7 protein-coding genes and 1 pseudogene are annotated in these 13133 nt (G+C 32.6%); 3 read left to right on the plus strand and 5 right to left on the minus strand.

Translation table 11 applies throughout. The annotated features are described in order from the left end of the window. Positions 1-121 precede the first annotated feature (121 nt). Positions 122-319, plus strand: a complete 198-nt coding sequence (locus Cyrtocomes_RS03050) for a hypothetical protein (protein ID WP_322497736.1) — start codon at positions 122-124, stop codon at positions 317-319. Here the strand turns inward: Cyrtocomes_RS03050 and Cyrtocomes_RS03055 are convergent. The 4 genes from Cyrtocomes_RS03055 to mutL all read right to left on the minus strand — a co-directional run bounded on the left by Cyrtocomes_RS03055 (position 277) and on the right by mutL (position 7984). Then, complete coding sequence (locus Cyrtocomes_RS03055; RefSeq protein WP_322497737.1) at positions 277-1884, minus strand: hypothetical protein; 1608 nt, start codon at positions 1882-1884, stop codon at positions 277-279. The two genes, Cyrtocomes_RS03050 and Cyrtocomes_RS03055, sit on opposite strands and share 43 nt — an antisense overlap. A gap of 406 nt (positions 1885-2290) precedes the next feature. Further along, complete coding sequence (locus Cyrtocomes_RS03060; protein WP_322497738.1) at positions 2291-2983, minus strand: hypothetical protein; 693 nt, start codon at positions 2981-2983, stop codon at positions 2291-2293. Between the two features lie 445 nt (positions 2984-3428). Continuing rightward, entirely contained in the window at positions 3429-5975 is a 2547-nt protein-coding gene (locus tag Cyrtocomes_RS03065) for a leucine-rich repeat domain-containing protein (protein ID WP_322497739.1), read from the minus strand. Between the two features lie 203 nt (positions 5976-6178). Next, a complete protein-coding gene (gene mutL / locus Cyrtocomes_RS03070) occupies positions 6179-7984 on the minus strand; it encodes a DNA mismatch repair endonuclease MutL (RefSeq protein ID WP_322497740.1) in 1806 nt (601 codons plus the stop codon). Between the two features lie 296 nt (positions 7985-8280). On the opposite strand from mutL, the gene Cyrtocomes_RS03075 reads away from it, so the two are divergent. Both Cyrtocomes_RS03075 and Cyrtocomes_RS03080 read left to right on the plus strand, forming a co-directional pair. Next, the gene (locus Cyrtocomes_RS03075; protein ID WP_322497741.1) at positions 8281-11352 is read left to right on the plus strand and encodes a hypothetical protein; all 3072 of its coding nucleotides are present in this window, start codon (positions 8281-8283) and stop codon (positions 11350-11352) included. Positions 11353-11559: 207 nt separating this feature from the next. Further along, positions 11560-12516: a SurA N-terminal domain-containing protein gene (locus Cyrtocomes_RS03080; RefSeq protein ID WP_322497742.1), complete on the plus strand. Its 957-nt coding sequence runs from the start codon at positions 11560-11562 to the stop codon at positions 12514-12516. 480 nt (positions 12517-12996) lie between these two features. Here the strand turns inward: Cyrtocomes_RS03080 and Cyrtocomes_RS03085 are convergent. Next, a pseudogene (locus tag Cyrtocomes_RS03085) lies at positions 12997-13122 on the minus strand (transposase); the annotation flags it as partial. Positions 13123-13133 lie beyond the last annotated feature (11 nt).

A 13133-nucleotide genomic window follows, 5' to 3' on the forward strand; every position in this document is an offset into this window, starting at 1 on the left:
GGAAACAACCTTTTATCCATCTAAATACCATATTTATCGCCTCCAATATAATATTGCATCTTTTCCATTATTTGGCAAAACCTTTGTTAACAGTGCCTAATATAGCGCAAAACACCTTGTAATGACTGATCGAAGGTGGTCTACCTTTCCATATATAGCTTTGCTCTATGATCCCCAAAACCCATTCATTGAACGTTTTAATGTCGATCGGAAACAACCTTTTATCCATCTAAATACCATATTTATCGCCTCCAATATAATATTGCATCTTTTCCATTATTTGGCAAAACCTTTGTTAACAGTGCCTAACTCTATTTGAGTATTTTTAGCAGTCTTATAATCTCTAATTTGTTGCTCGATTATTTCAGTACAATAGCTCTTCCATGTATCTAAATCAGCAAGTTTTGATTGCAATTCCTCATATTGAGCAAATAAACGTGGTGTATTTTCTTTATCAAATTTCTCATGATGCAGTATTGATTCTTTTTCAGCTATTTGCAGTTTAAGTAATTCCTTTTCCATTTTTGGTAAACTGCTTAGAAGGTTTTGTTTTATATGTTCGATTTTGCTAATATTATCGTTATTTAATATAGGGATTAAGGTATTTCCCAAGCGCGCAGCTTCGTGTATTAGTTGAAACTCACTCTCAAGGCTATTTTTTTCTGCAAGTAGGTTTAGGCACAGCCCTTTGATATAACCATCTTGTGAAATTACTTCTAGCTCCTTCTCCAGTTTATTAATATCTTTATCACCTTGTTGTATATTGTTGATTTGATTTTTTAACTGCTTGATTAGGTTTTGCTGATAAGATAGGCCTTTATCACCTTGCAGATCATTTTCTTGCTTTGATATTTCCTTTATTTTCGCTACTATTTCCTTTTGTACTGTATCAAAATCAGTATAATTTCCACTTTTTATATTCTCCAAAATCTTAGGTACAAGTCCAATTTTCTGTTCTAGATCTTTGATATGAATGTGTTCTTTTATAGACTCCTCAGTAAGGCCCTCATATACACCAGCTATCCCCGCCCTGAAGAAATTCAGTTGCGGCGCTATTACTAATGAAATAATTAGCGATATCACATCTTTTATAAAAGAAAATGCTAGATATTTGGAAAAAGTATCACGAGCATGCTGGTTATTAATATATGTTTTTAATGATGTTTCTATTGCATCTCTTATCATCTCCTCACCAGCTGGAAGGTATGTGCAGAGAAATCCAACAGTTGCCCCAATTTTATGACCAATAGATGGTATTCCGCTTATAGTTATTGATGCCCCAGTATCAATAACAGCCTTTGCTCCTTCTAAAATCACTATGGTCTGAGATAATATTTTTGATGGTTGTGGGTCTTGAATGTAATTTTTATGAATTACCTTCTTTATAAGATTTTGAGGAAATATATCCTCCCTAAGCAAAGCATCTTTAATATTCACATCTTTTAAGTCATTTAAACTTTTATCTATTTTTGTTTTCTTGATGTTATACTTATTCTTTATTTCATCCAAAATTTTTGTTGGGTTATAGATGGAATTTAGCTGTTGCTCAGCCCCTTGCTCTATAGCTTGTGCTATACCCTGATCAAGTGCAACATTAGGTGCGGATAATCTAATACCATCATAAAAACCATTTATGAACAAATCTAATAAGCCACCAAAATAGATCTCATTACCATTTTTATCTTTTGTATTTTTAAGGATATTAGTTCCTATCCCATATAAAAATGTAATTTCGTTTATTGTTCCTTCCAGCAACATAATAATTTCAGCTAGAATTTTTGGTTCATTTCTAATCTCATTAACAGTTTCTTTTGTTGTGGTTTTGACGGTTTCTTTGATTAGCGCAATAAATTCAACACTACTTCTTAACCAATCAGAGCTCATAACCAAGTACATATATAACCAATATATTAATATTGATATGATCATGTTGATTTTGCAATCATCTTATCTCTTTTTGCGAAAGATTTAATTGAAGTGATTAAGTTTGAACATTATTGGTACTTTTTTGACGCCTGCTCAATATATTGCCAGTAAGCGATATATTAAGCCGAATGGAGAAAAGATGCATGGTTTTTGCCTGTGCATCTCTTTTTTTTTGTGTGATTGTAAAATAAGTAAGCAACTAGCTGAAAAAGCTAGCTGCTTTCATAAATTCAGCAAATAATCTTGAAAATTATTAATTAAGACAGTGATATTTTACTGCTCATTCCTGAATATTTAGTTATTTATCAACTCAAAAACCACCCTTTAACAAAAGATGGGTTCCTATATATAGAGAAAGATTAAATCACGCTATCTCTAGATCTTCTAGATCAACCGCACTAAGCTCTGCCTGTTGATCACTTGAAGCTACTAGGTTGTCCCCCTTTTTTGAAGTATCTTGTTGATTAAGTCTATTTATAAGTAACTTTATTATCTCCCCCTGCGCATTAAGAGCTTCTTCTATACAGTGCAATGGATTAGACAGCCCTACTTTCACCCCATTATCAAAACCACGGCCATAAAGCTCTAACTCATGTAAATCATGATGGTGTACTTTTTGTGATAAAAAGTCCCACGCCTTCTGTGCGAGAAATACACTTACATAACCAGCAGCAAGGTATTTAGCGGCGCTAAGAGCAACTTGCCCTTTTGTCAAACCACTATACGAATCTGTTATTCTAGAGGGAGACATTAAGTCGTTAAATAAAATTTTCAACTGCGGCATGAATTCCGTTTTACTACCGTTATATACCTTTAGAAAGTAAGCCGCACCAAAGCCCGTAATTATGATAGGATGACCCTTGATAAAAGGTTTAACAGCTCCCTTTGCGAGTGTTATTGGAAACTGAACTATAGATGAGAACCACGAAGTACGCCCTACTTCAGGAGCAGCTGGAACGACTTGTGGATCTTTTTTAGAAAAAAGTTGCATAATAAAACTACTAATAATTATGTTAAGAAACGGAATCATTCTCTCATAAAATGCAGAGTGTATCAACCTGCATTATCACTAAAATACTCAATTATAGGTAATGTTACTAATAATATTATAAGCCGCATAGTATGAACTTGAAATTATATTATTTATTCCAGATACTATAGATGTTTTATTTGATGCAGCATCGATATAGCTAAAGCGTCATAAAAATGGCACATGATTAATTTTTAAAATACCTTAGTTATCATTTGATTAGGTTTAGCAAAATTACTTTTTATGTAATCATTTTATACTGCTTTGGCTATAGATAATATTGCCTATATCATTCTCATAGAAAAATCCCACCGAAATATCCACGGGATTCACAGACACCCACTATTTAGCTAATTATAACTATAGCGGTACATTATCAAAGCATTTAGCGAACTACCCCACTAATATCACAATCATAATTGTATTATTATCTTTGCCTGTATATCATGAGCAAAATCATCGATATAAAATATTATAGGTTATCGTAGCTGTTATGAATATTGTTATGTAACACATAACTATAAGTTGAAGATACTTCACCCACTTCTCCAACTACTGTTAGGATGCTCATATCATGAACCAACTCCATAACATTCTCATTCATATCATTTGTAAGATTAGGATCTGTGCGGGATGAAAGTTGTGCTCTATGTTCTTCAGCATGTGCAATAACATGAGAATATTGCTCCCTAATATTATCCACATCTCTTTGATCTGGCAGCATATGGATTATTCTGTTTATTCCTTGATGATCCTGTAAATTATTGAGCTGATCCTCAAGATCAGCTAATTTGAGCATATTAGCAACAGCAAACCTAGCACAGTCATACCCATTTAATTGCTGAACATGAGATAGATTAATAATCTCTAGATTATCAACAATATCTCTCGCACCCTCCACCGCACTCTCAAACGATACAAAATTAGCTCGCGCCCCTCGTGATACCATTCCCAAAGAATCTATATATAGCACCTGAACAGCACCACCATCTAGAGGTCTGAACATTGCAGCTACCCAATGATTACCACTTACATGTATAGGCATTATAGCAACGCGACCATTTAGGACAGTTTCTAGCGCCATATTAATATTTTCTGTGAGCAAATCATTATCCTCAATTTGAGTTTGCGCTATAACAGAATACCTATCTGTGGAAAGGTAAGTGCTTAATAATATAGAGATATCATCTTCTGAATACCAACCTCTATCAGCCATACTTTTATTACTGGTCTCATTGATCCTTGCATGCATCATCTCCAGCGGATCTAGAAATTGAGCAATGATTGAAATGATTTCAGTACTAATAAGCTGACCATTAGGTGTTTCAAATCCAGAATGCTTTTTTATACCCAAGATAGGAAATATATTCTCCCTCCATATAAGATTTTCTGAAGGCAATACAGGATGATCTTTTGAAAAATGCAAATACACACCATCAATATCTGGATCATCTCCAGTATATGAAACATAGTAAGGATCATTTAAATCTCCATTCCATCTATTATAGATATTACCAAGAATTTTATTATATAGCAGCATTTCTTGAGAGCTGTTCTTATCTAAAAGTAACCGCGTATACTCTGTTAGTCCTGAAGCCGTTATTAAGATATAAGGATTAATCTCCAATAAGTTAGTTAAAGGGTCCTCAAACTGATATGAGTTAATACGCACCTCCATTTGCCTTCTATTGGCAAGCAGGTATTCTGCTAGCTGCCATAACTCTGGTATATCAACATAATTAAAACCTAAATTTATAAACTCAAGGTTCGGCATGCATCCAGCACGCAACGCCTCCACTAATGGGCCTATATCAGTAATTCTATTATGGCTTAAATCTAAATCCCTAAGCCAACGTAATGTCCCATCATAGATAGCGCTATTTGCTATATATTCCAGCCCAATATCTCCAATTACATTACCGCTCAAATCTAATGTTTGAATCTCAGACAACCTACCTTTTTTAAGAAGTTTTGCAAAATGTGCTAAAGCATCATCCCCAAGTTGATTAGAGCTAATATTCAGATAGCTAGCAATAGATAATTCCCCTAGATACTTAGCACAATACTTCAAACCACTATCCCCAATTAGATTATCATTTAACTTGAGAAACTGAAGATTAGACAAATAGTCATCATTTAAAGCATGTGCTAAACTTCTCATACCCTCGGCGGTAATCGTATTAGAACTTAAATCAATATACTCAAGCATTATAAGATAGTAGCACTTAGCTGCATTTACCAAATATTCTAGCCCCTCATCTCCTATAAAATTAGAACTTATATGTAAAGATTTTAGGATTGGAAGATACTTTAAGGAATTTGCAAAACGCTCTACTATACTCACTTTATGAAGGCAGTCATTCATGTATAACGATTCAAGGACTGGAAAAACCCCATACTGCACCGCCTCTATTAACCCTTGCAAAACACTATCATCAACAACGCTATTACTAAAATTGAAAGATTTGAGCTTTGATAAGCAGCCATATTTTAATGCAGCAATAAAATGGCCAAAACCTGTATTTTCTAAATTTGAAGATTCTAAACCAAACAAATTTCTTATTTCAGAAACCTCCTCTAGATAGATACGTAGATTTGTTGTGATGCAATTATTACTTAAATCTAAACATTCAAGCTCAGATAATGCCCCTTTCATTAAGGAATATGATAGATATCTTAAACCACCATCATTAATTTGATTATTACTCAAATTCAAAGAAATAAGTCCAGACAAGGCCCCATTATTTAAAGCCACCGCGAACCACCTTAATTCTTCGTCTCTTAGAAATATATTACTAAGATCCAAGAACGTAACTTCAGAAAAAGCCCCACGCGCCAAAGCTTGTATAAAAACTGCAAAGCCAGAATAATAAACTTTTAAAGTACCCCTATCTAGTCTTAAATTGGCATCATATATCCTATCGGATAAAAAATAATTGATATCAAAAGAATCATCATTAAAGTTAGAACCAAGCTGATGATTAGCAAAATCAGTAATAATGCTAGTTATATTTTTCATAATTTAGTATCGCGTGCTATCACGGCATCATAGCGGCGCTTATTTATCATAACTTCAATGCATGTTTCAACATGTAGGTATGAATTTACTCTGCTTTTTTAGAGATACTTAAAATTATTAGTATGAATATTCTGAGACTACTAAATCAGACCTTAAATCTTGTAAGATAATGATCCTTATTTTTATCCTTATTTTATGTAATGTTACGTCCTTTCAAATATACGCTTAAGTTCTCTTGGACTTAATAATTTATATGTCGGTCTTCCATGATTGCATTGAGAGGCAAATGGAGTTTTTTCCATTTCTCTGAGTATGCTATTCATCTCTTCTATATTCAATGAAGAACCCGCTTTAATACTATTTTTACATGCAATATTTGAAAATAATTCTTCAATATATATAATAATGTCATATTCGGCATCGCACCCCTTTTCAAACGCAACCTCTAGCAGGTTTATTGCTTGATCCTGTGAAAGGATAGATGGTATAGCCTTTACTGATACAAGGCTACCTTCTAAAAGATCTAACTCAAAACCCATTAATTCTAAATTATTTTTTGGAATTTCAATAATTCTTGTACTAAGGATTATTGGCATAAGTAGCTTTTGTTGAGTTATGTTGCATTGCAATATTTCTTTTTTCATTTTTTCAAGTGTTATCCTCTCATGCGCTGCATGCTGATCAATAATCACAAGACCCTGATAAGATTGGGAAATTATATATGTTTTATCTATCTGAAATACTGCTTGGCCTAGATCACCTTCTTTTAAAAAGTTTGTAACTGGCGTACCTGCTTCCAAGTTAACAAATGTCTTCTTTTTATGTTTTTCTAGATCTTTTTCATCACAATTTAATATTGTATCACTAGGAAAACTAATAACAGGTGATTGAAAATCTACTCTTTTCTTACTGAAATCGCCCGTTTTTACCTCAAAGCTCTGCTCCAAATCAGAAGCATGAACCTCCTGAAATGTATGCTGCTTTTGGTAACCGATTTCTGCTTCTTTCTTAGATTTTATCTCAAATATAGAGGAGCTTGTTGTATTTTCTAATACTGATTTTATTGTTTTTACAATTAAATTTTTTACTATACTTTCATCAAAAAATCTTACTTCTGATTTAGTAGGGTGCACATTAACATCAACAAGCTTTGGGTCTATTTCAATAAAAAGAACTACTATAGGGTATCTTTTATGCGGCACTAAATTAGCATAGGATATATGTACGGCCTGTTGCATTATCTTATCTTTTACAGGCCTACCATTCACATAGAAAAATTGCTTATTGGTAGATGAATGATTAAATGTTGGTATGCTAACCATGCCATTGAGATTAATTTCATTGGATTCCCATTTTATTTCTATGGAATTTTTATAAAAATCTTTACCAATAACATCTGATATCCTTTCTTCTGAGAATGTTTTTAGATACAGTGCATCATTAACAAAAAACTCAAAATTAACATTCTTGTTGTATATAGCAAGCTTACCTACAAGATCTATACACGCCGCTGTTTCTTTTGATTCAGATTTAAGAAATTTTAGTCTTGATGGGGTTGAGAAGAATAAATCCCTAACCTGTATTACAGTACCACATACTGCCCTGCATGGTTTTTGATATATCTCTACCCCCCCCTCTATTCCAAATTCCCATCCATGCTGCGCCCCTTCTTTACATGTATATATTTTCATATTGCTTACTGATGCTATAGAAGGAAGCGCCTCACCTCTAAATCCAAAAAATTTAATATCGGTTATATCTGATTCATCTAACTTGGAAGTTGCGTGCCTCGTTAAAGAAAGAGGGACTTCATCTTCCGTCATTCCACATCCATCATCCGCAACGGAAATCAATGTCCGGCCACCCCTTTCTATTTTGATGGTTATATTTCGTGCACCGGCATCTAAAGAATTCTCCACTAACTCCTTAATAACCGAAAGCGGCCTTTCTACAACTTCACCTGCAGCAATTTTATTTATTGTGCTATCTGAAAGAATTTTTATCCCCATCTACAGACTTACTCAAGACGCAATGAAAAATTTTTATAATGATTAGCATCAATATTAGCAATTTTTAATATAAAACCAATATTGGCTCAAACCATGCTATCCAATTACTTTGCAAATAAAAGCATATATAATGCGCTATGAATATTAGTGAGCTGTATTCTAATATCCTAACAGAGTAGAACATTGTTTTTTGTAAATCTATTATTATTTAAAGCAACGTTTATAAAAAAACTCTGTTGTTCATATTATAGCATGCAACTTATACTGTAGTATAATGATGCGTATTATATTTTGATATGACTGAAACTGATAAGAAAGATCAGATATCTCAATTACAGACAATTCAAGAAAATCTGGCTATTCGCAATACAAAAGAATATTCACAATTATATAGAACTCAAGAAGAGATAACTAGCCACAATAAAAGGGAATATTCAATAATTACTTATTTATGGAATAAAATGCTATTCTATATTCTGGATACAGCTTCATCTTTAAAAGGATTTATTGATAATTTTAGACCAATTTATGGAGAGAATGATATACATAAAAAATTAAGAAAATCTGGTATTGGTGGCAATAAGACACCAAAGAAAATAGAGATAAATGGGGTCAATTTTAATTTTAACAAATCTTATGGAAAAGGAGCATTAAAAAGTGCCGTTTTACTCCATAAAAAAATAGAAGAAATTTATTCAAGATTGAACGCAATTTATTATAGCAATGATGGTAAGAAAGCCGAGGGATATCTTGTCATAATATCCAATATACTGGAGAACATGATCTATTATGATGAGTGTAACCATTTTGCAGATTTAATATTAAGAATGAATGAAGAGCGTTTTATGATGCTTATGGATTCACTAACCCACAATAAAAAATTCCTTATTGAAGGAAAGATTTTAGATGATCTAAAACGATTTGAGAATACATTCTATGCAAACCATAACGCTATTTCTATACTGAATACACTAACGGATGATGAAGATAGGAAATTTATATGTCACGTGCTATTCCACCAAGATTCTCTAAAGCCAGGATCACAAAATGAGTTACAAAAGCAATTATGGAGGGAGGCTTTAAACTCTGATCATATACAAAAACTATGTACTTTTAAGAATGGTGACATTAAAGGCGGTGACATATTACACTATCTAATTCAGCGTTCTCCGGACGAATTAGAGCTATCCTCTTTTCTTCAAGCCGTTTCATGGCTTAAAGCAAATGGCGCTCATAGACTGAATATTACTTATAACAGAAACTTTATAAAGTTATATAAACATAAAGAGCTTTTTAAAATTTTACTTCTAAGCGATAATGTAGGACTATATAGAAATATATTAAAGCATTTCATTACTAATGATAGCACAGAAGAACAAATAGATTTGTTTGAACAAATTGCACTAGAAAAACATACAAATATACTTTCCAAGTTGAATTCTAGTACAAATTTAGATGAGATTTCCGCTCTTTTGATCAAAAAGGGTGAAGACGAGCTAAGATTAATAGATTTTGTATTAGGACAAAGTAAAGCTTCATTAAGAGATGTAGCAAGTCTAGAAATTGACATCTTAAAGAATCTTGAAATGTTTTTTAATGCACACAGTGCGAGCAATGCTGGTAATTCAGTAGAAGAATTAGATAGGTTTTTTAAGACGCACGGTGTTGTGGGCAATGCTGGTGATTCAGTAGAAAAATTAGATGATCGTTTAAAACGTTTTGAGGATGAAAAAGAATTATATATTCGTTTAAAAAATCTCGGGGATAAAAAAGAATATTTTTACACTTTTGATATCGATGTTTTACAAAATTTGGATTCTAAGCATTTGGAAAAGGCTGGAGGTATACTTTGCAAAGTTAAAGCCTGTAATGTATTGCATGATTTTATATTACATAGAATCAATAATATTGAATTGATTGATTTATCAAATGATAATCATGATAAGCTTGAAGCCCTTGTAAAGGAAATCAATAACCGAGAGGAGCTTCAGAGATATTTTACTAATAAGGACTCTGAGGATGTATATACAACCTTCATACAGCTGTTAAATGAAAATCAACAACAGTGGCAAAGTATATTCGAAGGGCTAATAAAGGCAATACAAAGTGAAGGCTACGATCAAAGTAAAATGGCGGTACCTCAAAAGGATAAACAACATAAAAAACCTATTATGCCAGAATCTGATGGCTCTGTTACTAGGACACGACGTATACTCAGAGAAACATTAACTAATAGCTCTATAAAAGAACAACGGGATCCTGAGAAAATTGCAGAGGCAACATTAAAGTTACTCGATCCTGATGCTCGTAAGGCATTTGAGAGACTTAATCTTTCGGATCGTTATTTTTATAAATTTATTCAGCAGAATCTTGATAAAGAGCTTTTAAGCATAGTTCTAGGTATCGGCCTTGGAAAGGAGGCGTTTTATTTGCCAAAGGAAAAATCTAGGTATGTGCAAGAGCATATGCGCACTATGAATGGCAAGATATCAGAATACATCCTGAATTTCAGCAAGTTAAGCGAGGATACTATGAATAATATAGATAGTATTATTGAAATATTGAGTGATAAATCACCAAAATTTGCATGCTTTATAATTAACAACCTCCATGATCAAGAATTAATAAATTTTATATCACTGCAGTATGTAAGTAACGAGAAAGGTTTTCATTATTTAAATAGGGAATTAGTGGTTATAGCTATAGAAGTAGAAACCAATTACAGATACTTTCATGGTATTATGAGTCAAAATGCTCTGCTCTTTGTAAAGCTCATGATGAAAGTAGCCTCCGTCAATCATATGCTAAGTCATATTAGATATTACTTCAATCGTAATACTCATTCTACCATAGAGAGTCAGATACAGGAGCTTTTTGCAATACTAGGTGATAAAGATATAAATATTAGCAACATTAATGAGGCAGTTTTTGAGGCATGTCATGATAAACCATTTTTCGAGATATTATCGAAAAATCTTGGCAACAAGGAGTTTCTTCTAGCAATTCAAAATGAGATTCAAGTTAAGGAGCTTGGTACCAAAACATCTCCGCAATGCTCTCAAGTACTTTTTTTATTAATTAATCTATGTAATACTTCCAAGAATGTAAAATCATTGTTTGATGCCTGTAAAGAAAAGAAGAACAGCGCCGCACTAATAGTAGCGCTGCTAGAAATTGCCAAAGATGAAACTTCGCTTAATAATTTAAATGTACTATGCGAAAGGATGGAAAAAGAGCTATTCTATAATGCCAAATTACTATCCTCAGAGGATATGATATTATCTGCAGTGCGTAAGTGTATTGTTATAGAATCCTATAAACATAGGATGGCTGTCAAAACTAGAAGTACTTTCTCTAGTTTAGGTTAGAGGGCTATATTGAATAGTATCGGTACCCATGTTGCAAATGGGATTTTCGATAGAATTAATTTTTATTATAATTAAACTAACCCATTATGATCTCCAATTAAAATTGGATAAACCAATTTTAGATTATAAACAAAAGAGCAAAAATCTTTTGTTTTGGTAAAAAGGGTGATAGTAATTATTTTGTTAGTTTAGCAAGATTCTTATCTTATGATTTATCTTAGATTTATATCGGTTTGCATAATAACATTTTTTATGGGCATGTATTGTTATGCACAGGAGCATAAGATTGTAGCTATTGTAGAAAGCGAAATTATAACAAATTTAGATTTAAAAAAAAGGCTAGATCTATTTTACTTCCTGAATAACATAGACACAAATAAAGTACTCCCTGATCAGGAGCTTTTTTTAAAGAAAGAAGCTTTAAAAAGCTTGGTTCAAGGATTGATTATAAGGAACAAAGCCGATTTTGAGCATATAGAAGTAACTGATGCTAATGTAAGCGCCGCACTAGAATCATTTGCAATGCAAGATGGTGGAGATATAGTTACGTTTCATAAAAAATTGAGAAAGATGGGTATAGCACCAGATGATATCAAGATTTTTATTAAAGAGAGTCTTATAAAACAGCTACTACTAGAAAAATCTGTACAAAAAGTTGAAATTTCTCGTATTGAGTTAGATTCTTATTTAAAGATTTTAAGAGAGTCACCAAAAGAAAATAGAGATGATGATGTAGTAAGACTTGCAGAAGTTAGGATACCAATTGCACAGATTAATAAAAAAGAGGCTCAATTAATGATGGAAAAGATTTCAACATCGCTGAGTGGTGGTACATCTTTTGAAAATTTACTACTTACATATGGTATTTCGAAGCATAATAATGGGGAAATTGGCTGGGTACAACTCAGACAATTGCATAAAAGCCTTTCTTCAGAGCTCTCTAAAGCTACTATTGACAATATAATAGGACCTGTTCTATTGGATGATTGCATAATAATTGTCAAAATTCTTGATAGAAAATCAGGCGCTGATTTCTTGCAAGATAAAGAGAGATATGAAAAATTAACAAATATTTATTTACTAACTCTTAAAAAAAATCAGACAATGTCCGCGTATTGGACAGAACTGTTTAAGTCTACATGTGTACAGATTTTAGCATATTGATATAACCAGTTATTAAGATAGGTGCTATAGTAGAAAGGAAAGTAGTAATAGAGTGGGATAATTCATAAAGAATGAAATACTATGAAATGGACTTTAGAAAATATAAGGAGACATTATTAGGTAGTGTTGAAGATTAAAGTGCAGCCAGAGAGAAGAATTGATGGTATTTTAACCACACAGTTTGCTTTTCATAAAATATCCATAAATGCATGTATGACAATTTAAGTTGAATTAGCATAACAAAGCTAGTAAGCTGCAAGATAGGCAAAATTATCTACCTCAAATAAAATAGCTATGATCCTAATTTCATTAATATAAACTATTTTGTTCATTTTTTTTCGATCTGTTCATAGAATAGACCTCTTTGGAAATGAGATTTTTGAATAGAGAAAAGTACGAGAGACAGGTTAATAATTTTATAAAATATAGCTAATCCGTCATAAAATGTCATGTCATATATGTGTTAAATAGTTCGTCAATAAAGCATTGATTTGCGCGTCGTATTTGTTTAGCTTGAGCCCATTTTTTCTCTATAGGATTGAGGTTTGGAGAATATGGAGGTAGATAAAGCAAGGTATGGCCCGCATTTGCTATGAGCTTTTGCATATCTTTGCCCT

Origin of the sequence: Candidatus Cyrtobacter comes, assembly GCF_034470605.1 — a bacterium.
Lineage (GTDB): Bacteria > Pseudomonadota > Alphaproteobacteria > Rickettsiales > Midichloriaceae > Cyrtobacter > Cyrtobacter comes.